Raw genomic sequence first — 25,910 nt, 5'->3', positions numbered from 1 at the left:
AGGAAAGCCGTGAACCGGACACAGTTCACATCTGCCGCTTAACGCACCACTTCGTATTCGTGCCCGCACGCCAGGCAATGGCTCAGCCATTCGCCGAGGAAGACGTTGAGCTGGGACTTTTCGTCGGGTTGGTGCATGAAGGCATTGGGGTAAGGATAGATGCCGCGAAAGCGCCGCGCATGTTCGGCGCTGACCACTTCGGCCATGCGCGCATCGTGGTAGACCTGCACTTCCAGTTGCGGCACCGGCAGCCAGGGCAGGCTGTGCTCCTGGCGCACGCGCAGGGTCGTGGTGTAGGGACAGGTCAGCAGGACCTCGAGGGTCAACACCCCGAGCATCTGGTCACCCTGGGTCATGGCGATGCGCCGCGCTGCCGGCGTATTGCGCATGTCCGGCAGCAGCCGCAGCAAGCGGGCATAGTTGGCCTCGCAGGCGCTTTGCAGCCCCACCAGGTCGACCCGATAGCGGTCGCGCTGTTTGTTTACGACCATAGCCCCCTCACTTCAACGCGGTTCAAAGCCAGCCATTGCAAGGCAATAATGCTCGCCGCGTTGGAAATCCGCCCATCACGCACGGCCTGCAGGGCATCTTCAAAGTCCCAGACCGTGACGCGAATATCTTCTGCTTCCTCCAGCAACCCGTGCAGGCCGCCAGCCCCCGTGCTGTCACACCGTCCCAGGTACAGGTGCACGTATTCGGTGCTAGCGCCTGGCGACGGGAAATACTTGAGCATCGGCCACAACCCCGTGAACTCAAGCCCAGCTTCCTCCTGCGCTTCACGGTGAGCAACTTCTTCCGGTTGTTCGTCCTTGTCGATCAGACCGGCGACCAGCTCGATCAACCACGGGTTGTCGGTCTTGCTCAATGCCCCCACGCGAAATTGCTCGATCAACACCACCCGGTCGTGCTGCGGATCGTAAGGCAGGACGCAGACCGCATCATGGCGCACGAACAGTTCGCGATTGATTTCCCGGCTCATGCCGCCGGCAAACAGCTCATGGCGCAGGTGCACCCGGTCGAGCTGGTAGAAGCCCTTGTGGCAGTTCTCGGTGCGCACAACGTCGACGACAGTCGGGGTGGCATTGGCAAAGTCAGTCATCACAATCCTCGTCTACTGCAAATCCGCTACGAGGTTCCAACCTCGACTTCGCGCCATCCTAACGCGCTCGCCACCTTTGATGCAGCCCCTTTGCAGTTGCCGGGATAGACGGCAAGGGGGCAAACCTACTCTAATTGACACTATTGAGCTTAGTGGCGAACTGACCGCCCCGCTGGCAGTCGAAGCCGGTAACTTTTTGCCTACCCTTGATCCATGAAGGACGCCCATGTCACTTTTGAAAATCGCCTCCGTGGCCTGTATCGCCCTGACCCTGGGCGCCTGCCAAAGCCTGTTTGAGCCTAGCTACAAGGCACCGCTGGAAACCCTGCGCGACACCGCCGAGACCGTCAAGCCCGGCTGCACCGGTGCCGAATGCCCGCTGGTCAACATCGACACCGTGCGTTTCCCCGGCGAGCCGCAACTCGATGGCATCATCGAACGACGCCTGCTGCAAATGACCCGCAGCACCGCCGATGGACCGCTGCCCGCCTCGCTGGCGGCCTATCGCGAGCAGTTCCTGCGCGATGCCGCCCCGCGCAACAGCAGCTACTTGCAGGCCAAGGTACGCGAGCAGCATGACGGACTGGTGATCATCGAGCTGTCCAGCTATCTGGACAATGGCACCGCCACTGGCAAGCCGGGACGCGGCTTCATCAACTACTCGCGCCAGGAGCACAAGGTGCTGACCCTGGGCGACATGCTCAAGCCGGGCGAGGAACAAGCGTTCTGGAAAGCCGCCCAGGTGGCGCACAACAGCTGGCTGATCAGCACCCGCCTGGATCAGGAAGCGGGATTCCTCAAGGCCTGGCCGTTCAAGCAAACCCCCAACGTTGCCCTGACCACCGCCGGGGTGATGCTCAAGTACGACGTGAACACCATTGCGCCTTACGCCCTGGGCCACGTCGAGTTGAAGATTCCCTATTCGCGCCTGGGTGGCATCCTCAAGCCTGAGCTGTTTCCCGCCCGAAAGTAACGATCCGGCCCAGCACCAGTTGCAACAGCCCTGCCAGGATCAGCGCCGGCAGGGTTGCGCCCACCTCGGGATAAAGATTGGCCAGCAAATGATAGGTGACCACTCCGCCCAACCAGGCGCACAGGGCCGAGCCGCGCAACGCGGCTGAGGCTGCCTGGGCACTGCGCTTGCGCAGGATGAAATGATCCACCAACACCACGCCGAACAAGGGCGCGAACACCGAGCCGATCAGCAGCAGGAAGTTCTGGTACTGGGCCAGTGGCGCCAGCAGCGCGATCAGGGTGCAGATCACACCGATGGCCAGGGCCAGGTGCTCGACCTTGAGCCGTGACAGGGTCGCGCTGGATACCGCCGCCGAGTGAATGTCGGCAAAGGCGTTTTCCGACTCGTCGAGCAGGATCAACAGCAGCGGAATCCCCAGCCCGGCACCGGCCAGCGCCAACAGCAAGGCATTGACGTCACCACTGGGGGCAAACGCCAGGGTATAGGCCACACCCAGGCTCATCAGCCAGAAGTTACCGATGAAAAAGCCCAGTGCCGTGCCGCCGAAGACATTTTGCGCGCGCCTGCCGAACCGCGAGTAATCCGCAATCAGCGGCAGCCAGGACAGCGGCATGGCGATAGCAATGTCGAACCCCACGGCAAACGGCATCGACCCATCACCGGCCTGGGCCCACAACGCGGCCAGGTCAGCCTTGGCCAACAGGTTCCAGGTCAACCAGATGCAGGCTGCCAGCAACAGCCAGATGCCCCACTTGCGCAGGATCTGCCGCACGAACGTCAGGGGCCCGCTCACCGCCAGCAGGGTCGCCAGGGCACCGAAGAACAGGGTCCACATCAACGGGTTGGCCATCACGCTGCCCTCGCTGAACCCGCGGGCGCCCAGCAGGCTGGCGGCGTCGCGCATGACGATGATTTCGAACGAGCCCCAACCGATCAGTTGCAGCAAGTTGAGCAGCGCCGGCAGGCTCGCGCCCTTGCTGCCCAGGCTCAATTTGAGCGCGGCCATTGACGACAGGCCGGTGTCGCTGCCGATCACGCCAACGGCCGCCAGCAGCAGCACCCCAACCAGGGTGCCGAGGAAAATCGCCAGCAACGAACCCGACAGGCCCAGGCCCGGAGCAAGCAAGGCGCCGGTCTGCAAGACCATCAGGCCGATGCCGAGAGAAAACCACAGGGAAAACAGATCACGCCCGCCGAAGACACGCTTGTCCGTCGGCACCGCGCTATCGGGTGAATAAGTGCTGGGTTGAATGCTCAAGGGGGGTATCTCAGAGGAACATTTGTTGTTGTGTTGACCGCTATCGCCAGCAGGCTGGCTCCCACAGGGGACTTGTGAACGCCACAGATCCAATGTGGGAGCCAGCCTGCTGGCGATGGGGCCTGTGCAGGCCCCACCCTTTCAGGTCAAATCAAACCTTCTTGTACAGCTGGCTGCCTTCCTGCTTGAAGCGCTCGGCCTGTTCGGCCAAACCTTGGGCGACGTCCACGTCCACCGCGTCGATCCGTTGGTTCGCCGCATACTCGCGGACTTCCTGGGTGATTTTCATCGAGCAGAATTTCGGTCCGCACATGGAGCAGAAGTGCGCGACCTTGGCCGAGTCCTTCGGCAGGGTTTCATCGTGATACGAACGGGCGGTGTCCGGGTCCAGGCCGAGGTTGAACTGGTCTTCCCAGCGGAACTCGAACCGCGCCTTGCTCAAGGCGTTGTCGCGGATCTGCGCGCCCGGATGGCCTTTCGCAAGGTCGGCGGCGTGGGCAGCGATCTTGTAGGTGATGATCCCGGTCTTCACGTCATCCTTGTTCGGCAGGCCCAGGTGTTCCTTGGGCGTGACGTAGCAGAGCATGGCGCAACCGAACCAGCCGATCATTGCCGCACCGATGCCCGAGGTGATGTGGTCGTAACCCGGGGCGATGTCGGTGGTCAGCGGGCCGAGGGTGTAGAACGGCGCCTCGTCGCAGCACTCCAGCTGCTTGTCCATGTTCTCCTTGATCAACTGCATCGGCACGTGGCCCGGGCCTTCGATCATGCACTGCACGTCGTGTTTCCAGGCAATCTTGGTCAGCTCACCGAGGGTTTCCAGTTCACCGAACTGGGCGGCGTCGTTGGCGTCGGCAATCGAGCCCGGACGCAGGCCATCGCCCAGCGAGAAGCTGACGTCGTAGGCCTTCATGATTTCGCAGATGTCTTCGAAATGGGTGTAGAGGAAGTTTTCCTTGTGATGCGCCAGGCACCACTTGGCCATGATCGAGCCGCCACGGGAAACGATACCGGTCACGCGCTTGGCGGTCAGCGGCACATAGCGCAGCAACACGCCGGCGTGGATGGTGAAGTAGTCGACGCCCTGCTCGGCCTGTTCGATCAGCGTGTCGCGGAACAGCTCCCAGGTCAGGTCTTCGGCGGCGCCGCCGACTTTTTCCAGGGCCTGGTAGATCGGCACGGTGCCGATGGGCACTGGCGAGTTGCGAATGATCCACTCACGGGTTTCGTGAATGTGCTTGCCGGTGGACAGGTCCATGACCGTGTCCGACCCCCAGCGAATGCCCCAGGTCAGCTTCGCCACCTCTTCTTCGATGGACGATCCCAGGGCGCTGTTGCCGATGTTGCCGTTGATCTTCACCAGGAAGTTACGGCCGATGATCATCGGTTCCAGTTCGGTGTGGTTGATGTTGGCCGGGATGATTGCGCGGCCGCGGGCGATTTCCTCGCGCACGAATTCCGGGGTGATGATTTTCGGCACGCTGGCGCCGAAGCTGTGGCCGGCGTGTTGCTGGTCCAGCAGGCCGGCGGCGCGGGCCACTTCCAGCTTCATGTTTTCGCGGATGGCGACGTATTCCATCTCGGCGGTAATGATGCCTTGGCGCGCGTAGTGCATCTGGCTGACGTTGGCCCCGGCCTTGGCGCGGCGCGGGTTGTTGACGTGGGCGAACCGCAGCTTGGTCAGTTCGGCGTCGGCCAGGCGTTCCTGGCCGAAGTTGGAACTCAGGCCTGGCAGGCGCTCGGTGTCACCACGGGCTTCGATCCACGGCGAGCGTACGTCGGCGAGGCCTTTGCGCACGTCGATGATGACGTTCGGGTCGGTGTAGGGGCCAGAGGTGTCGTAGACCACGACAGGCGCGTTGATTTCACCGCCGAAGTCGGTCGGGGTAACGTCCAGGCTGATTTCGCGCATCGGCACCAGGATGTCCGGGCGAGAGCCCTGGACATAAATCTTTTGCGAGCGGGTAAAGGGTTGCACCGATTGTTGATCGACCTTGGCCGATTCACTCAGGTGGGTCGCATTTTTTAGTTTTGTGGTCATCACGGGCTCTCCAGACAGCATCCAGGCAGTGGATTGTCGGAGCAGAACCTGAAAGGCACGGAGGCACCAGAATGGGTGCTGTGCATCATCTCGCGAAGCGTTCGATTGTCGAACAATATCCCGGACGAAGCACAAGAGGACTCGCCGGGTGACGAGAAATCTTGTTCCCTACGCAGGCGCTAACCTGATCAGGTTCAACGGGATCCGAAATTATTCGATCTCAGCCTCACAGCAAGGCACCCCGACAAGAACCCGGCCAGTCTAGACATAACCACCCAAGAACGCCAACCCCGGATTAAACAGCGTGATGAATGGCGCAATTGCAGGATTGTTGCCCCAGATCACCCCAACTACACTCGCTACGCCATGCCGCGCCTTGACGCTGACGGGCCCGCGCCGTAGCTTGACGCTCTATTTCTTGTCACATTTTTCACTTCTAGGGATCGCCTCATGCTGCGCAAACTCTCACTGGCTCTCGCCGTGTCTTGTGCGTCCAATGGAATGGCCTGGGCAGCAGGCACGCCCCTGTCGACCAAGACCGATCTGGTCAGCGTCTATCAGGAGGCCGTCGACAACAACGCCGACCTCGCGGCGGCCCGCGCCCAATATGGCGCACAAAAAGAAGTCGTGCCCCAGTCCCGCGCCGGCCTGCTGCCAAACCTCTCCGGCGGTGCGGAAATCGCCAATGTGCGTACCGACATCGATACCCCGGCGGCCATCGCCAACCGCAATGCGCATTTCTACCAGGCAACCCTGGCTCAGCCACTGTTCCGCGCCGACCGCTGGTTCCAGTTCCAGGCCGCCAAGGACGTCAACGAACAAGCCGCACTGCAGCTCTCGGCCACCGAGCAGAACCTGATCCTGCAGACCGCCCAGACCTACTTCAACGTGCTGCGCAGCCAGGACAACCTGGCCTCGACCAAAGCCGAAGAAGCCGCCTTCAAGCGCCAACTGGACCAGTCCAACGAGCGCTTCGACGTGGGTCTCTCGGACAAGACCGACGTACTGCAGTCGCAAGCCAGTTATGACACTGCCCGCGCCAACCGGATCCTGGCCCAGCAACAGGTGGATGACGCGTTCGAGGCCCTGATCACCCTGACCAACCGGCAGTACAACTCGATCCAGGGCATCGTCCACACCTTGCCGATCCTGCCGCCGGCGCCCAACGATGCCAAGGCCTGGGTCGACACCGCCGCCCAGCAGAACCTCAACCTGCTGGCCAGCAACTATGCAGTCAGCGCGGCCGAGGAAACCCTCAAGCAACGCAAGGCCGGGCACGCCCCGACCCTCGATGCCGTGGCGCAGTACAAGAAGGGTGACAATGACGCCTTCGGCTTCAGCAACCCGAGTGCGTTTGGCCAGCCCTACAGTGGCGACGTCACCCAGACCACCGTCGGCCTGCAACTGAACATTCCGATCTACAGTGGCGGCCTGATCAACTCCCAGGTCCGCGAGTCGTATGCACGCCTGAACCAGAGCGAGCAACAACGTGAATCGCTGCGCCGCCAAGTGGTGGAAAACACCCGCAACCTGCACCGCGCGGTGAACAGCGATGTGGAGCAGGTACAAGCACGCCGCCAGTCGATCATCTCCAACCAGAGCGCAGTGGAAGCCACGGAAATCGGTTATCAGGTGGGCACACGCAACATCGTCGACGTGCTCGACGCCCAGCGCCAGCTGTACACCTCGGTGCGTAACTACAACAACAGCCGCTACGACTACATCCTCGACAACCTGAGCCTGAAACAGGCGGCCGGCACCCTGAGCCCGGGTGACCTGCAAGACCTCAAGCGCTACCTCAAGGCCGACTACAACCCGGACAAGGACTTCCTGCCCCCGGACCTGGCCAAGGCTGCTGCGGAGCAGTTGAAAGCCCGACCTTGAGCTAGCACGCAAACCCTTGTAGGAGCGAGCTTGCTCGCGATCGCGGCGGCACATCCGACATCAATGTGACTGAGCCCGCTCCCACAAGGGGCTCGGTGTCTTCAGGACCTATCGATCAACCGCCCCAACCCATCCAGCAGGCGCTGCAGTGCGCCCTGGTTGGCGCGCATCACGGTCAGCCCGGCCTCGGCCATTTGCTGCGCATCGCGGGGCAACTCGAACAGGCGCTGCACCGCCACCGCCAGCCCGTGGGCGTCCTCCACTTCCTGCAAGGCCTTGGCATTGCGCATCAACGCTGCGATCTCAAGGAAGTTGAACAGGTGCGGACCACTGAGTACCGGCTTGGCCAATGCCGCCGGCTCCAGCAGGTTATGCCCGCCGTTCGGCACCAGGCTGCCACCGACAAACGCACTGTCCGCCAGGGCATAGAGAAACAACAGCTCACCCATGGTGTCGCCGAGCAGCACCGAGGTATTGGCGTCGACCGCCGCGCCGCTGGAGCGACGGACCGTGTTGAAACCCTGCTGCTGACACAACTCGAACACCGAATTGAAGCGTTCCGGATGACGCGGCACCAGAATCAGCAGCGCGTCCGGATGGCTGGCGAGCAACTGCCGATGAGCCGCCAACACCACCTCGTCTTCACCTTCATGGGTGCTCGCGGCGATCCACACCGGCCGCTGGGTCGCCTGCCATTGCTCACGCAAATCGCTGGCGCGTTGCAGCAAGGTCGGGTCGATGCTCAGGTCGAACTTGATCGAGCCGGTCACTTCGACCGTTTCCGCCCGCGCCCCCAGTGCCCGGAAGCGCTCGGCTTCGGCTTCGGTTTGCACCGCAAACAGGCTCATCTCGGCGAGCATCGGCTGCGTCAGTTTGCGAAAACGCCCGTAGCCCTTGGCCGAGCGTTCGGAGAGCCGGGCATTGGCCAGCGCCACGGGAATCCCGCGCTTGGCGCATTGGTGGATATGGTTGGGCCACAACTCGGTTTCCATGATCACCGCCAGTTTGGGCTGGACCCGATCGAGAAAACGCGCGGCGGCACAGGGCAAGTCGTACGGCAGGTAGCAGTGCTGGATCCGCGGTTGATTGGCGAACAACGCCTGGATTCGCTCCGAGCCGGTCGGCGTCATGCAGGTGACGGTAATCGGCAGCTGTGGATAACGTTCCAGCAGCGCACGAATCATCGGCGCCGCGGCAATGCTTTCGCCCACTGACACGGCGTGCACCCAGATCCCACCGGGCTCCATCGGCGGCAGACCGATGGAGAAGCGCTCACCGATACGCTTGGCATAGGCCGGCGCCTTGCGCGAGCGCAGCCACAGCCGAATCGCCACCCATGGCAGCCCCAAGTAAAACAATGCGGTATAGAGGGTTCTGTTCATGGGGGCGGAGTTTATCGGCTTTTTCAGCCAATCGCCTGCAACTGCACGGCAAAACGCTCGGCCAGCCAACGCGCCGCCGGCCCCAGCGTCTCATCCCGGCGCCAGACCAGCTCCACCACCAGTGCCGGCGGGGTCCACTCGCTGACCAACTCGACCATCTGCCCCTGGTAAGCGGGGTACTGCACCACGTGTCGAGGCAGCCAGCCCCAACCCAGGCCACGCATCAGCCACTCCGCCAGCACGTAGAAACTGTCGGCGCGCCAGACCTGCGGACTGGCCTGTTCACTGCCGGGATAGACACTGGAATGAGTGGCCATCAACAGTTGCCGGTGCTGGGCCATTTGCTGGCAATTGACCTGGCCGCCCGCCGCCAGCGGGTGCCCCACGCCACACACGGTGACCATCTCGACACTGCCCAGCACCCGGCGCTCCAGCGCTTCGGGGATCTGCTCGTGATAAAACAGCAGGCCCAGGTCGGCTTGGCGCTGCACCAGTTTGCGCGCCACATCGCCCTGGGCGGCGCTGGCCAGTTGCACTTCCAGACTAGGGAACTGCTCGGCCAGCGCTTCCAGGCTGTCGAGCACCGGCTGATAGGGCATCGCCTCGTCCTGGGCCAGGCGCAGGCGTGCCTCCTGGCCACGCATCAAGGCCTGCGCCCGGCCGTTGAGGCGCTCGCACTGGCGCAACACTTCCCGCGCCTCTTCCAGCAAGGCACTGCCGGCTTCGGTCAACCGTGGCTGGCGGCCGCTGCTACGCTCGAACAGGCTCACGCCCAGGTCCGCCTCCAGCAGTGCAATCGAACTGCTGACCGCCGACTGCGCCTTGCGCCGGTCGCGGGCCACGGCAGAAAACGAGCGCTGCTCGGCGACGCTGACAAACAACTGCATCTGTTCCAGGTTCCACTGAATGCTCATGCCACAACCCATCTTCAAATCAGATAGGTAATGACTTTACCGCATCTAAGGAAACACTAGAATGCCGACCTCAGAAAGCAGCACTTCATACGAGGATTGACCCATGACCGCTTACTACTACCTGGCCATCGCCATCTGTGCCGAAGTGATTGCCACTGTTTCGATGAAAGCGGTCAAAGGCTTCAGCACGCCCCTGCCCCTGATGCTGGTGATCGTCGGCTACGGCATCGCCTTCTGGATGTTGACCCTGGTGGTGCGCAGCGTTCCCGTAGGCGTGGCGTATGCAGTGTGGGCCGGCATGGGCATCGTGATGGTCAGCGTCGCCGCGTTGTTCATCTACGGGCAGAAGCTCGATGTTCCGGCCATGCTGGGCATGGCGCTGATCGTGCTGGGGGTGGTGGTGATCCAGCTGTTCTCGAAAACTGCCGGGCACTGAGCCACGGCAGCGGCTACATAGCGCTCGGCACGAATCTGTATACTGCGCCCCTCGTCTTGAACACTGAGGTCGCCGCATGCCATCCGTTATTTCCACCGACGTACTGATTGTCGGCGCTGGGGTTGCCGGGCTCTGGCTGAATGCACGCCTGCGCCGCCAGGGTTTTTCCACCGTGCTGGTGGAGAGCGCCAGCCTGGGTGGTGGGCAGAGTGTCAAATCCCAGGGGATCATCCATGGCGGCGCCAAGTACGCGCTGCATGGTGCCTTGACAGGCGCCTCGGAAGCCATCGCCGACATGCCGCGCCGCTGGCGCGAGTCCCTGGCCGGTGACGGCGAGCTGGACCTGTCCGGCGTACGCTTGCTCTCCGAAGCCCACTACCTGTGGTCCCCCGGCACCCTGGCCGGCAACCTCACCAGCTTCTTCGCCAGCAAGGCCGTGCGCGGGCGGGTCGACCAGGTCAAGGGCGAGCAACTGCCGCCGGCCCTGCAAGACAAACGCTTCAAGGGCAAGGTCTATCGCCTGGCCGAGCTGGTGGTCGATGTGCCGAGCCTGATCAGCCGCCTGGCGGAACTGGCCGGTGATGGCTTGCTGGCCGCACAGCAGATCGAGCCGCTGCTGGAGGACGGCCAACTGGTCGGCCTGCGGGTCGACGAGCGGGAAATCCGCGCACAGCGCATCGTTCTCAGCGCCGGCGCCGGCAACGCCGAGCTGCTCGCCGCCCTGGGCCTGAGCGAGCCCGCCATGCAACGCCGGCCGCTGCACATGATTCTGGTCAAGGGCCCGAGCCTCAAGCCGCTGTACGCCCATTGCCTGGGCGGCGGGCCGAAACCGCGGATTACCGTCACCACCCATCCAGCGGCCGATGGCCAATGGGTCTGGTACCTGGGTGGCGATATCGCTGAAGCCGAAGGCGTGGCGCGCGAACCCGCCGCACAAATCGCCGCCGCGCAAAAGGAACTCGGGCAGTTGCTGCCGTGGATCGACCTCAGCCAGGCGCAGTGGGCAACCTTGCGCGTCGAGCGTGCCGAGCCGCAGCAGTCGGGCTTGAGCCGTCCCGACAATGCCTTCCTCGCCGAGCAGGACCGCCTGCTGGTGGGCTGGCCGACCAAGCTGGCATTGGCCCCGGACTTTGCTGACCGAGTGATCGCCGCCCTGCAGCGCGACGGCATCCAGCCGTGCCACCCGGGCCCCTTACCAGCCCTGCCGAAACCCCCCATCGCGGTACCGGCCTGGGAGCAACTGCTGCCATGAGCCAGGCCACTCTGCACGACTTGCACCGCCCGCTGGGCAGCACCGGCCTGCGGGTATCGCCACTGGGCCTGGGCACCGTGAAGCTCGGTCGCGATCAAGGGGTGAAGTACCCCAACGGTTTCCAGATTCCGGACGACGACGAAGCGCGCATGCTGCTCAAGCTGACCCGCGACCTGGGTATCAACCTGATCGACACCGCCCCTGCCTATGGCCGCAGCGAAGAGCGCCTCGGCCCGTTGCTGCGTGGCCAGCGCCAGGACTGGGTGATTGTCAGCAAGGTCGGTGAAGAGTTCGCCGACGGCCAGTCCCGCCATGACTTCAGCGCCGCCCACACCCGTTTCTCGATCGAGCGCAGCCTGCAACGTCTGGAAACGGATTTTATTGACCTGGTGCTGGTGCACTCGGACGGCAACGACCTGGCGATCCTCAACGACAGCGAGGTCTATCAGACCCTCGCCGCGCTCAAGGCCGAAGGCAAGATTCGCGGCTTTGGCTTCTCTGGAAAAACCGTCGAAGGCGGCCTGAAGGCTCTGGAACAGGGTGATTGCGCCATGATCACCTACAATCTCAACGAACAGGCCGAGCGGCCGGTGATCGACTACGCTGCTGCCCACGGCAAAGCGATCCTGGTGAAAAAGGCCCTGGCCAGCGGTCACGTATGCCTGAGCCCGGGGGTGGACCCGGTGCGTGCCAGCTTCGAGTTGTTGTTTGCCCAACCCGGGGTCGCCAGTGCTATTGTCGGGACCATCAATCCGCTGCACCTCGCCCACAATGTGGCGACCGTTGCTCAAGTCCTAGCCAGTCGTTGAACCGCCACCGAGGCGGCCGACCCCGACGCAAGAAGGAGCCGACATGCCGCGAACGCTCATCAGAAAGAACCCCAGCAACTTCAAGACCCTGCCGTTGTACGTCGAAGCGACTCCCGAAGGCCTGAGCTACCAGAGCGTCGGGATGCCGCTCAACTTCACCCAGACCCTGCAGCGCCGACGCCCGGTGACGGTGGCCAATGCCGAACACTTTGCCCTGGAGCTGGCCAACCTCGGCGTGTCAGTGCGCCTGACCCTGCACTGGCAGAATCGCGACTATTGGGTGTTGGTGCGCCAACGCCGCCAGGACCGTGGCGATGTGGTGCTCAAGCTGATTTCCGGCTACGTACCGGCCCACGAGCTGAACCTGCCGCTGCACACGGCGATTCAGGAAATCGCCGAAGAGTGCCTGCTGGAAACCCCGGAAGGCTGGCTCGGTGGACGGTTCAATGACACTTGGCTGCCAGCGCCCTACGCCAGCGCGCTGCATTACCGCGAAGCCATGCCGTTTCGCCTGACCCCGGAGTCGGGCGCGGCACGCCCGGTGCGCTGCGCCAACCTGCCATTGATCGAGCGCCCACAGGCCTACGTGCACCTGCCCACGGCGTCGCTGCAACTGATTTACGATTTGCGCCTGGACGTACCCAAGGAAGCCAAGTCCCTGAGCCTGTTCCATGTCGACGAACGCCTGGAAGGCGATCAACTGGTCGCCCGCCTGGATCGCAAGCGCCCGGACCTGTACCTGATGCCCCTCAAGGACGGTCAGCCGCTGCCCGAGCTCTACACCCTGAAAAAGGATCAGTTGTACCCGGCGAGCACGCGCGGCCTGTACCTGGCCGAGAGTTTTGCCCGGCAGGAAGGCTGGCTGGTACGCGATGAGCGAATCAAATGGAAGGACTGGCTCGAGCAACAGGGGCTGAGCTTGCCAGGCAAGCCGTCAGGCTTGAGTCGCCTGACCGGCAAGGCCAGGCAATTGCTGAAAAAAATCGTACCGCGCAAGGCGACCCGGTAAACGCGAGCGGTGGTGAGGGAGCCGGCTCCCCCACCCGCTCACTCTTACTCGGTCTTGCGGATCTTCTCGACGATGGCCGTGGTCGAGCTGTTTTCCACCAGCCCCAACACCTTCACCGTGCCGCCATAGGCGCTGACGATATCGGCGCCGACCACCTGGTCGATCCCGTAGTCGCCCCCCTTGACCAGCACATCCGGCTTGACTTGGGTCAGCAGGTTTTCCGGGGTGCCTTCAGGGAAGCTGATTACCCAGTCCACGGCGCCCAGGCCGGCCAGTACGGCCATCCGTCGATCAACGCTGTTGATCGGGCGGCCAGGGCCTTTCAAGCGGCTTACCGAGGCGTCGTCGTTGACCGCGACGATCAAACGATCACCCTGGGCCCGCGCCTGCTCCAGGTAGGTCACATGGCCGGCGTGGAGGATATCGAAGCAACCGTTGGTGAAGACGATCGACTCGTTGTGCGCACGGGCATCGTCGACCGCCAGCAGCAGTTGCTCGAGCCCCAGTACGCCGCGCTCGGAGCCTTCTTCACGCTGAATCGCCCGACGCAATTCCGGAGCGCTGATGGCCGCCGTGCCCAGCTTGCCGACCACGATGCCCGCCGCCAGGTTGGCCAGGGCCACCGCGTGGGGCAGTTCTTCGCCAGCCGCAATCGCCGCCGCCAGGGTCGAAATCACCGTATCGCCGGCACCCGTCACGTCGAACACTTCACGGGCCCGCGCCGGCAAGTGCAGCGCCGGATGATCGGGACGCAACAAGGTCATGCCGTGCTCGCCACGGGTCACCAGCAACGCGCCGAGATCCAGGTCGTGCATCAGCTTGGCACCCTTGCTCACCAGGTCGTGCTCATCGACGCAACCACCGACGATGGTTTCGAACTCGCTGAGGTTAGGGGTGATCAGGCTGGCGCCGCGATAAATCGAGAAATCCTTGCCCTTGGGGTCGGCCAGCACCGGAATGCCACGGGCACGGGCCGCCTGGATCAGCACCTGGTGGTTCTTCAGGGCGCCCTTGCCGTAGTCAGACAGCACCAGCACCTTGATGCCTTCCAGCAAATTCTCGACCTCGGCACCGAGCGCCAGGGCGTCGGTGGCGAAGGGTTCTTCAAAATCGATACGCAGCAGTTGCTGGTGACGACTCATCACCCGTAGTTTGACAATGGTGGGCTGGTGGGCGATGCGCTGGAACAACGCCCGCACGCCAGCGCCCTTGAGGCTGTTGGTCAGGCTGTCGGCAGCCTCGTCGTCACCGGTCACACCGACCAGGGACGCTGGCGCGCCGAGCGCAGCAATGTTCAAGGCAACGTTTGCGGCACCGCCCGGGCGGTCTTCGATTTGCTCGACCTTGACCACCGGCACCGGTGCCTCAGGAGAAATCCGTGAGGTACCACCATGCCAGTAACGGTCGAGCATGACATCGCCGACCACCAAGACAGGGGCTTGATCGAATCGCGGCATGGACAACTTCATGGTGCAACCCACATACAAAATGAACAGGGGCGCGATATTAGCACAGGGTGAACGCTGGCTAGTTCGAGAGCTTCATCGGCTGTGATGCAGACTGTTAATTTGTTTATTTTTTAAACAATTCAGACAGCTAGAGGGACGATCGCGGGGTGAGCCAGGCTCACCCCGCTGTCGTGATCAGGCAATGCCGGCCGGGGCAGGCTCATCCAGGCCCATGGCGTGCAGGCGGGAATAGTACCCACCCTGAGCCAGCAACTGGGTGTGGGTACCGCGCTCGACGATCTCGCCGTGGTCCATGACCAGGATCAGGTCGGCTTTCTCGATAGTCGACAACCGGTGGGCAATCACCAGGGTGGTGCGGCCCTTCATGACTTTATCCAGGGCCGCCTGAATATGGCGCTCGGACTCGGTATCCAGGGCGGAAGTCGCCTCATCGAGGATCAGCAATGGCGCATTCTTCAACAGCGCACGGGCAATGGCCAGGCGCTGGCGCTGGCCGCCAGACAGCAGCACGCCATTTTCCCCGACCTCAGTGTCCAGGCCCTGCGGCAACTGGGAAATGAAGTCCATGGCATAGGCGTCTTCAGCGGCCCGCTCGATCTCCTCGCGCGGCGCGCCGGCCAGGTCGCCGTAGGCGATGTTGTTGGCGACCGTATCGTTGAACAGGGTCACATGCTGGGTCACCTGGGCGACATGCTTGCGCAGGTTACGCAGGCGATAATCTTCGATCTCGACTTCATCAAGCAGGATCTTGCCGCTTTCATGGTGGTAGAAGCGCGGAATCAGGCTGGCCAATGTCGACTTGCCGCTGCCCGAACGCCCCACCAGCGCGATCATCTGCCCGGGGGCTGCACTGAAGCTGATGTTCTTCAACACCTCACGGTCGGTACCCGGGTAAGTGAAGCTCAGGTTGTGTACATCCAGGCGACCACTGATACGTTCGCGCTCGACCGTGCCGCTGTCGACTTCCGGCTCGACGTCCAATTGCTCGAAGATGCTTTCAGCACCGGCGACCCCCTTCTGAATGGTCGAGCTGACTTCCGACAGCTGGCGGATCGGCTTGGGCAACAAACCGGCAGCCGTGATGTAGGCCACCAGGTCACCGGCGGTGGCATCACCGCGCAGGAACAACACCAGGAACATCAGCGAAGCCATGGCGGTATAGATCACCAGTTGCAGTGCCGGGGTGTAGATGGCACTGGTGCGGGTCATGCGCAGTTGCTTGTCGGTATTGCTCTGGCTGGCGCGGGCAAAACGCTGTTCTTCGTAGCTTTCGCCACCGAAGCTGCGGACCACGCGATAGCCTTGAATGGTTTCGGAAGCGACATGGGTCACGTCACCCATGGCCACCTGGATTTTTTTGCTCTGCTTGCGGAATTTCTTGCTGGTGTTGCCGACCATGAAGGAAATGATCGGCAGGATCGCCAGCATCACCAGGGTCAGCTTCCAGTTCATCCACAACAGGTAGGCAAACAGGAAGATCACTGTCAGGCCTTCACGAATCACCACCTTGATGGCGTCGGTCGCCGCCCCGGTGACCATGGTCACGTTGAAGGTGATGCGGGAAATCAGATGCCCGGAGTTATGGGTATCAAAATAGCGGTTAGGCAACACCAACAGCTTGTTGAACAGCTCCACCCGCAGGTCATGCACCAGCCCCAGAGAAACCTTGGCCAGGTAATAGTTACTCAGGAACGAGCCCAGTCCCTGCCACGCCGCGATCAGGATGATCAGCAGGGGCACGGCCACCAGCAACTGCAGGTCCTGGAGGAAGGGGACATTGGGGAAGAGCACGGCTTCGGGGTTGCTCAGGCCATCGACGAAGTACTTGAGAATCCCGGCCAGCATCGGTTGAGTGGAGGCAAATATCACAAAGCCCAGGATACTCAACAGGAAAATGCCTACGTAGGGTTTTACATACCCCAGCAGTCGAAAATAGATTTTCAGGCTTGAATCCTGTTCCGCATTGGGCGGTGCTGCACTCATCGTAGAGCTCACTTCTTAGGTAGAACGCGGAATTTTATCACAGGCTTGGTATTTGGCCTGTGTCCATACCAAAACGCTGGCCAGGCCCACCGGCAACCAACTGATGAACCACTCGGCACGTGGGCTCCCACTGATGCTCGCCGCGTCGAACTGCATGGCCAGGAACGAGAACATCCAGATCCCGATGATGCCACGGCCATATACCGTATCACGTGCCCGCCACGCCTCGCGCAGCACGGCAAACCACACCACGCACCAGAGCAGCAGGCCGGGCAGCCCCAACTCGATGGCGATATGGGTGAACAGGTTGTGGGCGTGATCGAATTCCTGGCCTGCCGCAAACACCGAGTAAGCCGAGCCCAGGCCCAGGCCACGCCACGGGTGCTGGGCAATCATATCCAGGCTGGCCATCAGGATTTGTGGGCGGAATGAGGCGCCGCGGGCCATGACCAAGGGCTCCAGCAGCCAGAACGCAAACATCGCCGCCGTCAGTGCGCCGACGGCGATCAGACGGCTGTGGCGGTCGCGGCTCCAGATCGGCATGCTGACGAATGTCAGCAACAGGGCCAGCGCCGCGCCCCGACTCTGGGACAGCACGACAAACCCGCACAGCAACGCCAGCGCCACCACCCAGATCGCCTGCTTCCAGCGCTCCTGCGGAATCCAGTGCGCCAGCCAGACGGCTGCCAGCCCCAGCACATACCCGCCCAGGATTGGATGGGCCAACTGCCCCAGGCCGACCAGGCGCGCGGTCCAGAGATTATCCTCGATCAGGTAGAACTTTCCGGCCGCCAGCACCGCCGTCAAGGCCAGCCCCAGGCCGCCCCACTGCATGACGCGAATCACCCGCTCGGGGCGGGCATTGGCAAGTACCGGGAAAAACAGCAGGAAGACGATGACGTACAGCGCGCGCTTGGCCCCGCGTGAGGGTTCGGGGTCATGGGTCCAGAGCAAGGTGAGCAACGCCCAGGCTCCCAGCGCCAGGACCGCCAGGCACAACACCCGCTGTGCCTGCCACAGTTCAGCCAGTCGAGCCCGCGCCGACCACGCCAGAAACAGGGTCGGCAACCAGAGAAACGCGACCAACCCTTGCTGATAAATCTTGTTGGTCGGAGCAAACGCGATCGCGAGCAAAAACCATAGAAGACCTGTCGCCATCCAAACCTGCGCCCAGCGCGTTTCCTGCATCTACCCGCTCCCGCTAAAAATCCGACTGCCAACACGGCATGGTGAAAACAATAACTTTTCGGCATCATTGATCGCACATACGCCCCATTTTTCTACAAGGCTTCCTACATGCAATGCTTCCGGCTTCCACACGCCGCTTTAAATCAAATGGTTGAAGGCGCCAGAGTACTAGAAGCCGACAGCTTCGGCCCGAAAGTATTCCTTTTGCCGGATGGCAACATTCTCAAACTGTTTCGACGCAAGCGGCTGCTCTCGTCGGCCCTGTTTCGCCCGTACTCGAAACGTTTTATCGAGAACGCCGCCCAGCTCGAAAAACTCGGTATCCCGACCCTGCAGACGTTGAAATTCCATCAATTGGAAACGCCTGGCATGACGGCTGTCCTCTACCGCCCCCTGCCTGGCGAAACCTTGCGCCAGATTGCGGGCAAGGCCGGTTTCGACTGGCAACAGGCCTTACCGGCATTGACCTTGTTCATTCGCCAACTGCACAGCGCCGGGGTCTACTTCCGCTCACTGCACCTGGGCAACATCGTGGTCACGCCCGACAATGAGTATGGTTTGATTGATGTCGCCGACATGCGCTTCACCCGCGGGCCGCTGCCACCTCATCTAGTCAAGCGCAACCTGCAACACTTTGCGCGCTACATTGAGCGCGAGAAGCTGAACGAGAGCTTTCCAATGCACACTCTCGAGCAATCCCTACTGTCGGCATGACAACAGGGTCCGGGCCGCCTGGCTGAACTCCAGCCACCCGCGGTCCGGGGACAATACCGCCGATTGCGCCTGGGCAATCTGCTCGGGAGCGACGCTGAACGTCTTGATCAGCGCCTCGCTCCAGGCTTGGGCATCCTCTGTCGCCGCGTACCAACCCGCCTCTGCCAACTGCTCGCGGAACACCGCCAGCTCACTGCTCAACACCGGCACACCGGCCAGCACCGCCTCCTGCAGAATCAGGCCCAGGCCTTCTTCCAACGACGGGATCGCCACCCAGTCGAACGCTCGATACAAGGTTGCCACGTCATCCAGGTGCCCTGGCAGCGAGACATTACCCTGCAAGCCAAGCTGGTTGATCTGCTCCTGCAGGGCAGCGCGTGCATGGCCTTCACCGACAATGACCAGATGCAGGCGCGGACGCTCGATCAGCGCCGTGGCAAACGCCTCGATCAGGCAGGCAAAGCCCTTGTCACCGACCAGACGCCCCACCGCGCCCACCACTGGCGTGTCATCGACAGGCAAGTGCAGGCGAGTTCGGGCCTGTTCGCGAGACAGCAGGCGGGCGCGAAACTCAGTGGGGTCCAGCGCACTGCGCAGCGTGACGACCGGCAAGCGCAAAGCGCTCGCCAGTGAGTCGGCCAGGGTTTGGGAAACCGCCGCCAGGGTCAGCCGCGAAGTATCGAACCTGGCCAGCAGCTCACGATCGGCGGCCCTGATCCGGGTCTGCCCGTGGAACAGCACCACTGCACGCAGGGACGGCAATTTTTCCAGGACCGGCAACAGGGCACGGGCCGTACCCAACCCATCGAGCAACACCACTTGTGTATCCGTCCCCTTCAGGGCGCGGTAGAACTGCGCACGCATCCGCCACTGCAGCAGCTTCCAGACATGCTTGCCCTTGAGCCGACTGGAGGACAAATGCCATTCCCGGGTCTGCCCGATATCGGCGACACAGCCTTGCTTTTCGCCGCATAGCAGCCAGGTATTGACTGCGATGGCCGGGTCCACCTGGGCCAAAATCTGCCGATGAACCTTGTGGACAGAGGCAAAGGCAGAGCCACCGGACCACATGACATTGAGGATACTCATCGAGCGGGGCACCCTTTTCCACATCGGCTTGAGGCACTGTTGGAGCCCAACAGCGCCGGATCATTGCCAGTTATAGTTTCAAATACTCTCAAACGCTTGGGACACCCGGTCAAATACCCAGTTTCAGGCGCAAACGTTCGACCAGGCTCAAGGGCGCGCGGGGTCTTAGCGCAGGCTCGAGTTCTTCGACGATACGCTGGCCGACCCGCGCAAAACTGAACTGGCTGACGGCCAGATCCCGGCCATTGCGGGCAATGCTGGCAGCCAGCCCAGGGTCGGCGCGCAGCAGCGCAAGCTTTTCCTGCAACTGTGCAATGTCACGATAAAACACGATGTTGTGCATGTCCTGCAGACCCAGCGCGCGGCTTTCGGCCTCGCCCTGATCGAAGGCCAGGAGCACGCAGCCACAGGCCATGGCTTCGAAATTCTTGATCATGAACTCGCCCATGCCGACATCGGCACTGACGAAAAAGCGGATTCGGTTGAGCGTATCGCGATACTCGTCGCCGGACTTGGTGCGGGTCACCACCAGCGGTTCGACACTGGCCAGTTCATCGAGCAACGCCTTGCGCCCACTGTAGGCAACGCTGTTGGTACTGCCGACGAAGGCCAGCTCGATGTCGCGCTCCCGGCCCTGGTCCTGCAACAGGCTCTGGTCATAGCCCTTGGGCACGAACACCGCGTCGAAACCTTCCTGGCGCAAACGCTCGGCGACCACAAAGCCGGAACTGATAACCCGCGCCCACGGCAGGCGGCGGTAGTGCGCACTGAACTTGCCAGTGTACTTGCAAGGAATGTAGTTCTGGTAAGCGTCGTGTTCGAGGATCACCAGATTGGGGATAGTGCGGATAAAACTCGCCTGGCGAATCTCCTGCTTGAACCGCAGGAAAAATACGATGCGGTCATAGCGCGTCACATCCACTTCACGACGAAAGTAGCGGCGCAGGTTGCGCTGCTCGTCACTGCTCAGCCACCGCAGGTCGCATTCGCAATGATCGGCCACGCCCTCATACAAGCGGTCGAGAATCGCCCGCTGTTCTTTCTGCACCAGAAATAGAACCTTCATCGTTTTCCTTGCAGTGCCCGCCAGCCCAAAAAAGTGCAGAGATTAACCCACGATCTCAGTCGAAATATGTCACGCAACACATAATTACAAACGCCAGAACAGCTCGTGGCGACGCACTGCCTTGCGGAAAAACTCGTTCTCGCCATAAGGCGAAGCACGGCGCCCCGCCAGCCAGCGCTGCAAGCCACGGCGCAAGCGTCGCTTGAACGGCGCACGGGGCTGCAGGTCATGCATCATGCCCAAGGCCATGGCCTTGTCCCGCTGCTGCTCGAGCGACAGGCTCAGGCAGTACGGCTGCAGCACCTGCGTCCCATCGAACACCGGCGGCAAGGCAATCCCGGCACCGGAATCACCCATGGGCCAGCGATCGTTGTCATGCAGGTGATTAGCGTAGCCAAGCAGTACCTGGGGCTGCCACTCAAGCCCCTGCAACGCCTCTAGCACCGCTTGCTGGGCACAGATGTGATCAGGGTGGGGATCGAGCGAACGGTGGGGCAGAACGATCACCTCAGGGCGCGCCTTGAGCAGGACTTCGCGCAGATCGGCCAGTAGATTGTTCCAGGTCGGCTGGCCGTCCAGGTCGCCCGGCAAGGCAAACGGGTTGAGCCGGCGGAAGGTGCGGATATCGCTCAGCCCGGCCTCGCGGGAGGCCACCGGCTGCTGCGGCGCCGCCTGCATGGCAGGCAGTTGCAGGCAGAAATACCCCAACTGCACGCAGTGCGCCTCAGGCACACCCGCCCAACGAGGCACCGCAATACTGTCCCAGGCACGCAGACGGCCCTTGAGCCGTGACGCCTCGACCTTGTCCAGGCCCATTGCCTGATAGTGCTCGGCCTCGATTTCACCGGCCGTCAACGTGACGATCCAGGTCTCGGCCGCCTGACTGTAGAGGCCGAATGCGGCGAGCTCGGCATCATCGGCATGGGGCGCAATCACCATGACCCGCTGCTGGCGGTAGTCCGGCTGTTCGATCGACCACAGCAGCGGCTCCCCGGCGAGTCGGCAGAAATGCCCACGCAGGCGCAATTGACCGGCAGACAGCACTTGCGCCTGGCCACTGAGGTTGAGGTAACGCAGGCCGCTGACCCCGCGCTCGAACGCTTGCCGATCCGGCTGATCACCGCCCGCCAACTCGACCACGGGGTCGAAAAAGCGCCCCAGCCAGGTGCTCTTGACCTGCACGGCCAGCACCAGGGTGGTGTCGTCCGCCAGGATCACCCCCTCATCCAGCAGCAGCCGATCCCCGTCCAGCCGAACCTTGGGCTGTGGCGTGTACGGCGGGAAGCTGTAGTGGTAATCGTCTTTGGGCGAATAGAACAGATGGTCGGCGAACCAAGCCTCGTGAGCGACCCAGGCCAGCACCGCCAGCACCAGCGGCACCCACCAGGCCAGCAGCACGCCGACCCCGATCAACAGCACCAGGGTAATCAACAGGCCGATGCGTTTGTTGCGTCGATGACGCTTGAGCAGTTGCTGCTTGCGACTCATGGGCTGGCTCATACAGTGAAGACGGGCACGGGATTGCACCAACGGTCCTTGTATTCACGATCTGCGCGGCCAAACGAAAAGCGCAGCGGCTTGTCGAGTGCCCGCGCCTGTTCCCAGGCACTTTGGGTGTTGAGAAAGCTCAGCACGCTACCGGGGCTGAACTCGCGGGTCTCAGGGTCGACCCCGCCATTGATGTACTCGACACTGATCCACTGCGGCGCTTGCACCCGATACACCAACTGGATCGCAATCGGCGCATCGTTAAGGAAAATCACCGAACCGATCAACAGCTCGCGCAGCAACGCCAGCACCTCGCTCATGCGTGCCGCCCCCGTGGCCGGGAAACCCCAGCGGCGCTGGAACAGATCGCAGTAGATCGCCGCCAGTTCGCTGCTGGAAAACTCGCTGACCGGCCGCACCACGCCGCCCGCTTCTTCCAGCAAGCGCAGCTCGCGACGCTGGTTGTAGCGAAATTTCTTCGACAGCTCTTCCGGCGTGCGCGCCATCGCCAGTTGCTCGGTCTGCAGCCTGAGGCCGGTGAAACGACCTTCATTGAGCGCCGACAAGTAGCGGGCACGATGGCGGAGCACGGCCTGGGCATCGGGGGCGGCCGGCAGAATCAATTCGGCATTGCCGAGGTCAAACAGACCTTTCTTGCCATGCCGCTTGAGCACGTCCTTGGACAAGGCCAGGTCGCGGCCCCAGGTTGGGATCGCTGCTTGCAACTCGCCGCCCTGCTCCCACGCCAGGTAACGCACCGGGATGCCGGCCAGGTCAGCCAGGCGCTCGACCACCAGCGGGTGAGTCGCGACACTGCCCCCCCAACGTTGCCAGGCGTCGTGATAGGTCGACGCGTCGACAACGGACCAGCCGCGTTCGCGCCAGCCTTGGAATCGGTTGAGCATCAAGCCCTCGTCGTCAGTTCAATGACAGGCGGCAGACGCCAGAACGCCTCGCGTACCGCGCGATCGGAAAATTGCTGGCGCAGGCGCTCAAGCATCAGCTCGGCGCACAACTGGCGCTCACGCTGGTCCATCCGGGCCAGGTGTTGCAGCCCTTGCGCCAGGTGTTCAGCGTCCCCCAGGGGAAACAGGATGCCGACGCCTTCGACCACTTCCTTGGCCCCGCCACACGCGGTGGCCAGCAACGGCACGCCGGCCGCCATGGCTTCGAGTAGCACCATGCCGAAAGGTTCATGGTCGGAGCTCAAGGCAAACACATCAAAGGCACGGAAGTAGCGACGCGCCTCAGGCACCTGGCCGAGGAACAACACCCGATCGCCGATCCCCAGTTCGCGGGCCAGCTCCTTGAGGTCCTGCTCCAGGCGACCGGTGCCGAGAATAGCTAGTTGGCTGTCGACCGGCAACCCCGGCAAGGCCTGGGCAAAGCCATGGAGCAGCGTGGCCTGGTCCTTGTCCGGGTGCAGGCGGCCCACGTTGCCGACCACCCAGGCATCCGGCGACAGGCCCAACTCGTCCCGCGCCTGGGCGAAGGACAGCTGGCTGGCCTGCAAGGCGTCGACATCGATGCGGTTGTAGAGCGTCTGGATACGTGTCACCGGCCATGTCGGCAGGCAGCGACGCATGTCGTCGCGCACCGCGTCAGAGACCCCGAGCAGGCACAGACGCTTGCGGAAAATCTGCGCAAACAGCTTGCGCGTGCGCCGTTGGTAGTCGCCAAAGGCGTGGTGCACACCGATCACCGGCAGCGCCGTGGCGAGCAAGGCGATGTAGATCGGCTTGAACCGGTGGGCGATGCAGAAACTGAACTGGCGCGACTGGGCGATCTTGCGCAGATCGGCAATCGCGCCCAGCTTCAGGCCACGGATGGCCTTGGAGCTGTATTCCATGAACAGCACTTCGTCAGACGCGCAGCCGGCTGCCACTTCGGCATCGGCCACCCCGGTGAGGAACACCGTGGTCACGCGATAACCAGAGCCCGCAAACAGGCTGGCGTACTGTCGGGCGCAGTCCAGGAACGGCCCGTCATAGCCGTGACAGAACTGCAGGACATGGCGCTCAGCCGAGCGTGTCATAAGCGTCCGCGCCGTCTTTGACCACCAGAATGTCTTCCATGATCAAATACTGTAGATCGGAACCGAAGAACATGTTCAGCGCGTCGGTCGGCGAGCAGATCATCGGTTCGCCACGACGGTTGAGCGAGGTGTTCAGCGACACACCGTTGCCGGTCAGCACTTCCAGGGCTTTCATCATGTCGTAGTAACGCGGGTTGTACTCGCGCTTGAGCACCTGGGCACGGGAGGTGCCGTCTTCATGGACGACTTCCGGCACTCGGGTCTTCCACTCTTCAGCCACTTCGAAGGTGAAGGTCATGAAGGGGGCCGGGTGATCGATCTTGATCATCTGCGGCGCCACGGTGTCGAGCATCGACGGGCAGAAAGGCCTCCAGCGCTCGCGGAACTTGATCTGGTGGTTGATCCGGTCAGCCACGCCGACGGCGCTCGGGCAACCGATGATCGAACGCCCACCGAGGGCACGCGGGCCAAACTCCATGCGCCCCTGGAACCAGGCCACCGGGTTGCCATCGACCATGATCTTGGCGATGTTTTCCGGCATGTTCTCAAGCTTGCGCCACGTAGGCTTGCTCGGGTGACGGGCACAGGCGGCGATCACGTCTTCGTTGCTGTAAGACGGGCCGAGATAGACGTGTTCCATCTTCTCCACCGGTACGCCACGGGCGTGGGACACGTAGGCCGCAGCACCCACCGCGGTCCCGGCATCGCCGGACGCCGGCTGGACGAACAGTTCCTTGACGTCATCGCGCGCGATGATTTTCTGGTTGAGCTTGACGTTCAACGCACAGCCGCCGGCGTAAGCCAGCTTGCCGGTTTCCTTGAGCACGTCGCCCAGGTAGTAGTCGATCATCTGCAGCGAGATTTTTTCGAACAGCGCTTGAATGCTGGCGGCATAGTGGATGTAAGGCTCGTCAGCGATGTCGCCTTCGCGCTTGGGACCCAGCCACTCGATCAGCTTCGGCGAGAAGTAGTAACCCTTGCCCTTTTCTTTGTAGCGACGCAGGCCAATGACGTTGGCGTAGTCGGTGTTGATCACCAACTCGCCGTTTTCGAACGACGCCAGGCGCGAGAAATCATATTTGCTGGCGTCGCCGTACGGCGCCATGCCCATGACCTTGAACTCACCGTCAAGCATATCGAAACCGAGAAACTCGGTGATCGCGCCGTACAGGCCGCCGAGGGAGTCCGGATCGAAGAATTCCTTGATCTTGTGGATCTTGCCGTTCTCGCCGTAACCGAAGAAGGTCGTGGCGTACTCGCCCTTGCCGTCGATGCCCAGGATCGCCGTTTTCTCTTTGAAACCGGAACAGTGATAAGCGCTGGAGGCGTGAGCCAGGTGGTGCTCGACCGGCTCGATCTTGATCTTCTTCGGATCAAAACCCAGTTGCTCGAGGCACCAGACGATCTTGTTGCGATAGCGCTTGTAACGACGGTTACCCATCAGGATCGCGTCGAGCGCGCGGTCCGGGGCGTACCAGTAACGCTTGGCGTACTGCCAGCGGGCCTTGCCGAACAGGCTGATCGGGGCGAACGGGATCGCGACGACGTCAACGTCGGACGGCTTGATGCCCGCCTGCTCCAGGCAGAACTTCGCCGACTCGTAAGGCATGCGGTTCTTTGCATGTTTATCGCGTACGAAGCGCTCTTCTTCAGCAGCCGCGACCAGCTTGCCGTCGATGTACAGCGCTGCGGAAGGATCATGGCTAAGGGCGCCGGACAGGCCAAGAATCGTCAATGCCACAGGGGTCTAGCCTCTTTAGTCTGCATGCAGGCGGCGTGCGCCTGGAAATAATGTGCCCTCGCAGCAAGGCGAGAAAC

At 62.4% G+C, this 25,910-nt stretch carries 22 protein-coding genes and 1 riboswitch; of the genes, 7 read left to right on the top strand and 15 right to left on the bottom strand.

What is annotated here, in order from left to right; translation table 11 throughout:
- Nucleotides 1–38 precede the first annotated feature (38 nt).
- Both AACY45_RS13850 and AACY45_RS13845 read right to left on the bottom strand, forming a co-directional pair.
- Nucleotides 39–491 carry a DUF1249 domain-containing protein gene (locus AACY45_RS13850; RefSeq protein WP_159993402.1) on the bottom strand — a complete coding sequence of 151 codons (453 nt, stop codon included), beginning with the start codon at nucleotides 489–491 and terminating at the stop codon, nucleotides 39–41.
- On the bottom strand, nucleotides 482–1,099 hold the full coding sequence (locus AACY45_RS13845; RefSeq protein ID WP_339546008.1) for an NUDIX domain-containing protein: 618 nt from the start codon (nucleotides 1,097–1,099) through the stop codon (nucleotides 482–484). Before AACY45_RS13845 ends, AACY45_RS13850 begins: the two co-directional genes overlap by 10 nt.
- A gap of 226 nt (nucleotides 1,100–1,325) precedes the next feature.
- Here AACY45_RS13845 and AACY45_RS13840 point away from each other — a divergent pair, with 226 nt between their 5' ends.
- Nucleotides 1,326–2,072 carry an RsiV family protein gene (locus AACY45_RS13840; RefSeq protein ID WP_339546007.1) on the top strand — a complete coding sequence of 249 codons (747 nt, stop codon included), beginning with the start codon at nucleotides 1,326–1,328 and terminating at the stop codon, nucleotides 2,070–2,072.
- Here the strand turns inward: AACY45_RS13840 and cytX are convergent.
- Both cytX and thiC read right to left on the bottom strand, forming a co-directional pair.
- Nucleotides 2,041–3,333: a putative hydroxymethylpyrimidine transporter CytX gene (gene cytX, locus AACY45_RS13835; protein ID WP_339546006.1), complete on the bottom strand. Its 1,293-nt coding sequence runs from the start codon at nucleotides 3,331–3,333 to the stop codon at nucleotides 2,041–2,043. The two genes, AACY45_RS13840 and cytX, sit on opposite strands and share 32 nt — an antisense overlap.
- A 151-nt stretch (nucleotides 3,334–3,484) precedes the next feature.
- The gene (gene thiC, locus AACY45_RS13830) at nucleotides 3,485–5,374 is read right to left on the bottom strand and encodes a phosphomethylpyrimidine synthase ThiC (RefSeq protein ID WP_339546005.1); all 1,890 of its coding nucleotides are present in this window, start codon (nucleotides 5,372–5,374) and stop codon (nucleotides 3,485–3,487) included.
- A gap of 148 nt (nucleotides 5,375–5,522) precedes the next feature.
- A riboswitch (TPP riboswitch) is annotated at nucleotides 5,523–5,628 on the bottom strand.
- 196 nt (nucleotides 5,629–5,824) lie between these two features.
- On the opposite strand from thiC, the gene AACY45_RS13825 reads away from it, so the two are divergent.
- Entirely contained in the window at nucleotides 5,825–7,258 is a 1,434-nt protein-coding gene (locus tag AACY45_RS13825; RefSeq protein ID WP_339546004.1) for a TolC family outer membrane protein, read from the top strand.
- A gap of 101 nt (nucleotides 7,259–7,359) precedes the next feature.
- On the opposite strand, the gene waaA is transcribed toward AACY45_RS13825, so the two are convergent.
- Both waaA and AACY45_RS13815 read right to left on the bottom strand, forming a co-directional pair.
- Entirely contained in the window at nucleotides 7,360–8,640 is a 1,281-nt protein-coding gene (gene waaA / locus AACY45_RS13820) for a lipid IV(A) 3-deoxy-D-manno-octulosonic acid transferase (protein WP_339546003.1), read from the bottom strand.
- 23 nt (nucleotides 8,641–8,663) lie between these two features.
- Complete coding sequence (locus AACY45_RS13815) at nucleotides 8,664–9,554, bottom strand: LysR family transcriptional regulator (RefSeq protein WP_339546002.1); 891 nt, start codon at nucleotides 9,552–9,554, stop codon at nucleotides 8,664–8,666.
- Between the two features lie 103 nt (nucleotides 9,555–9,657).
- On the opposite strand from AACY45_RS13815, the gene AACY45_RS13810 reads away from it, so the two are divergent.
- From AACY45_RS13810 to AACY45_RS13795, 4 genes are all read left to right on the top strand, one after another.
- The gene (locus AACY45_RS13810; protein WP_339546001.1) at nucleotides 9,658–9,990 is read left to right on the top strand and encodes a DMT family transporter; all 333 of its coding nucleotides are present in this window, start codon (nucleotides 9,658–9,660) and stop codon (nucleotides 9,988–9,990) included.
- Nucleotides 9,991–10,066: 76 nt separating this feature from the next.
- Nucleotides 10,067–11,242 carry an NAD(P)/FAD-dependent oxidoreductase gene (locus AACY45_RS13805; RefSeq protein ID WP_339546000.1) on the top strand — a complete coding sequence of 392 codons (1,176 nt, stop codon included), beginning with the start codon at nucleotides 10,067–10,069 and terminating at the stop codon, nucleotides 11,240–11,242.
- Nucleotides 11,239–12,051 carry an aldo/keto reductase gene (locus AACY45_RS13800; protein ID WP_339545999.1) on the top strand — a complete coding sequence of 271 codons (813 nt, stop codon included), beginning with the start codon at nucleotides 11,239–11,241 and terminating at the stop codon, nucleotides 12,049–12,051. The genes AACY45_RS13805 and AACY45_RS13800 overlap by 4 nt, the downstream gene beginning before the upstream one ends.
- Nucleotides 12,052–12,094: 43 nt before the next feature.
- The gene (locus AACY45_RS13795; RefSeq protein ID WP_339545998.1) at nucleotides 12,095–13,060 is read left to right on the top strand and encodes a metal ABC transporter ATPase; all 966 of its coding nucleotides are present in this window, start codon (nucleotides 12,095–12,097) and stop codon (nucleotides 13,058–13,060) included.
- Between the two features lie 44 nt (nucleotides 13,061–13,104).
- On the opposite strand, the gene hldE is transcribed toward AACY45_RS13795, so the two are convergent.
- The 3 genes from hldE to AACY45_RS13780 all read right to left on the bottom strand — a co-directional run bounded on the left by hldE (nucleotide 13,105) and on the right by AACY45_RS13780 (nucleotide 17,700).
- Entirely contained in the window at nucleotides 13,105–14,529 is a 1,425-nt protein-coding gene (gene hldE / locus AACY45_RS13790; protein WP_339545997.1) for a bifunctional D-glycero-beta-D-manno-heptose-7-phosphate kinase/D-glycero-beta-D-manno-heptose 1-phosphate adenylyltransferase HldE, read from the bottom strand.
- Nucleotides 14,530–14,703: 174 nt separating this feature from the next.
- Nucleotides 14,704–16,512: a lipid A export permease/ATP-binding protein MsbA gene (gene msbA, locus AACY45_RS13785; RefSeq protein WP_339545996.1), complete on the bottom strand. Its 1,809-nt coding sequence runs from the start codon at nucleotides 16,510–16,512 to the stop codon at nucleotides 14,704–14,706.
- 15 nt (nucleotides 16,513–16,527) lie between these two features.
- Entirely contained in the window at nucleotides 16,528–17,700 is a 1,173-nt protein-coding gene (locus AACY45_RS13780) for an O-antigen ligase family protein (protein ID WP_339545994.1), read from the bottom strand.
- A 108-nt stretch (nucleotides 17,701–17,808) separates the two neighbouring features.
- Here AACY45_RS13780 and AACY45_RS13775 point away from each other — a divergent pair, with 108 nt between their 5' ends.
- Complete coding sequence (locus tag AACY45_RS13775; protein ID WP_339545993.1) at nucleotides 17,809–18,414, top strand: toluene tolerance protein; 606 nt, start codon at nucleotides 17,809–17,811, stop codon at nucleotides 18,412–18,414.
- Here the strand turns inward: AACY45_RS13775 and AACY45_RS13770 are convergent.
- The 6 genes from AACY45_RS13770 to AACY45_RS13745 form a co-directional block, all read right to left on the bottom strand.
- A complete protein-coding gene (locus AACY45_RS13770; protein WP_339545992.1) occupies nucleotides 18,400–19,503 on the bottom strand; it encodes a glycosyltransferase in 1,104 nt (367 codons plus the stop codon). The two genes, AACY45_RS13775 and AACY45_RS13770, sit on opposite strands and share 15 nt — an antisense overlap.
- Nucleotides 19,504–19,612: 109 nt before the next feature.
- Entirely contained in the window at nucleotides 19,613–20,569 is a 957-nt protein-coding gene (locus tag AACY45_RS13765) for a glycosyltransferase family protein (protein WP_339545991.1), read from the bottom strand.
- Between the two features lie 84 nt (nucleotides 20,570–20,653).
- Nucleotides 20,654–22,057: a PIG-L deacetylase family protein gene (locus AACY45_RS13760; RefSeq protein ID WP_339545990.1), complete on the bottom strand. Its 1,404-nt coding sequence runs from the start codon at nucleotides 22,055–22,057 to the stop codon at nucleotides 20,654–20,656.
- A gap of 8 nt (nucleotides 22,058–22,065) precedes the next feature.
- Nucleotides 22,066–22,962 (bottom strand): antimicrobial resistance protein Mig-14, encoded by an 897-nt coding sequence (locus tag AACY45_RS13755; RefSeq protein ID WP_339545989.1) that lies wholly within the window; start codon nucleotides 22,960–22,962, stop codon nucleotides 22,066–22,068.
- Complete coding sequence (locus AACY45_RS13750; RefSeq protein ID WP_339545988.1) at nucleotides 22,962–24,092, bottom strand: glycosyltransferase; 1,131 nt, start codon at nucleotides 24,090–24,092, stop codon at nucleotides 22,962–22,964. Before AACY45_RS13750 ends, AACY45_RS13755 begins: the two co-directional genes overlap by 1 nt.
- A complete protein-coding gene (locus tag AACY45_RS13745) occupies nucleotides 24,076–25,833 on the bottom strand; it encodes a carbamoyltransferase family protein (RefSeq protein ID WP_339545987.1) in 1,758 nt (585 codons plus the stop codon). Before AACY45_RS13745 ends, AACY45_RS13750 begins: the two co-directional genes overlap by 17 nt.
- Nucleotides 25,834–25,910 lie beyond the last annotated feature (77 nt).

It is taken from the genome of Pseudomonas sp. RA_35y_Pfl2_P32, from assembly GCF_963970735.1.
In the GTDB taxonomy this organism is placed as follows: domain Bacteria; phylum Pseudomonadota; class Gammaproteobacteria; order Pseudomonadales; family Pseudomonadaceae; genus Aquipseudomonas.
The sequence above is the reverse complement of the archived record's forward strand: the minus strand, read 5'-3'. Positions and strand labels throughout refer to the sequence as shown.

Bases quoted from the DNA above. Each gene is read 5' to 3' on its own strand.
- AACY45_RS13775 (WP_339545993.1), top strand. From the start codon at position 17,809: ATGCAATGCTTCCGGCTTCCACACGCCGCTTTAAATCAAATGGTTGAA.
- AACY45_RS13840 (WP_339546007.1), top strand. From the start codon at position 1,326: ATGTCACTTTTGAAAATCGCCTCCGTGGCCTGTATCGCCCTGACCCTG.
- AACY45_RS13795 (WP_339545998.1), top strand. From the start codon at position 12,095: ATGCCGCGAACGCTCATCAGAAAGAACCCCAGCAACTTCAAGACCCTG.
- AACY45_RS13750 (WP_339545988.1), bottom strand. From the start codon at position 24,092: ATGACACGCTCGGCTGAGCGCCATGTCCTGCAGTTCTGTCACGGCTAT.
- AACY45_RS13800 (WP_339545999.1), top strand. From the start codon at position 11,239: ATGAGCCAGGCCACTCTGCACGACTTGCACCGCCCGCTGGGCAGCACC.
- AACY45_RS13805 (WP_339546000.1), top strand. From the start codon at position 10,067: ATGCCATCCGTTATTTCCACCGACGTACTGATTGTCGGCGCTGGGGTT.
- AACY45_RS13770 (WP_339545992.1), bottom strand. From the start codon at position 19,503: ATGAGTATCCTCAATGTCATGTGGTCCGGTGGCTCTGCCTTTGCCTCT.
- AACY45_RS13810 (WP_339546001.1), top strand. From the start codon at position 9,658: ATGACCGCTTACTACTACCTGGCCATCGCCATCTGTGCCGAAGTGATT.
- hldE (WP_339545997.1), bottom strand. From the start codon at position 14,529: ATGAAGTTGTCCATGCCGCGATTCGATCAAGCCCCTGTCTTGGTGGTC.
- AACY45_RS13755 (WP_339545989.1), bottom strand. From the start codon at position 22,962: ATGCTCAACCGATTCCAAGGCTGGCGCGAACGCGGCTGGTCCGTTGTC.
- AACY45_RS13845 (WP_339546008.1), bottom strand. From the start codon at position 1,099: ATGACTGACTTTGCCAATGCCACCCCGACTGTCGTCGACGTTGTGCGC.
- waaA (WP_339546003.1), bottom strand. From the start codon at position 8,640: ATGAACAGAACCCTCTATACCGCATTGTTTTACTTGGGGCTGCCATGG.
- AACY45_RS13760 (WP_339545990.1), bottom strand. From the start codon at position 22,057: ATGAGTCGCAAGCAGCAACTGCTCAAGCGTCATCGACGCAACAAACGC.
- AACY45_RS13850 (WP_159993402.1), bottom strand. From the start codon at position 491: ATGGTCGTAAACAAACAGCGCGACCGCTATCGGGTCGACCTGGTGGGG.
- thiC (WP_339546005.1), bottom strand. From the start codon at position 5,374: ATGACCACAAAACTAAAAAATGCGACCCACCTGAGTGAATCGGCCAAG.
- AACY45_RS13780 (WP_339545994.1), bottom strand. From the start codon at position 17,700: ATGCAGGAAACGCGCTGGGCGCAGGTTTGGATGGCGACAGGTCTTCTA.
- AACY45_RS13825 (WP_339546004.1), top strand. From the start codon at position 5,825: ATGCTGCGCAAACTCTCACTGGCTCTCGCCGTGTCTTGTGCGTCCAAT.
- AACY45_RS13815 (WP_339546002.1), bottom strand. From the start codon at position 9,554: ATGAGCATTCAGTGGAACCTGGAACAGATGCAGTTGTTTGTCAGCGTC.
- AACY45_RS13765 (WP_339545991.1), bottom strand. From the start codon at position 20,569: ATGAAGGTTCTATTTCTGGTGCAGAAAGAACAGCGGGCGATTCTCGAC.
- msbA (WP_339545996.1), bottom strand. From the start codon at position 16,512: ATGAGTGCAGCACCGCCCAATGCGGAACAGGATTCAAGCCTGAAAATC.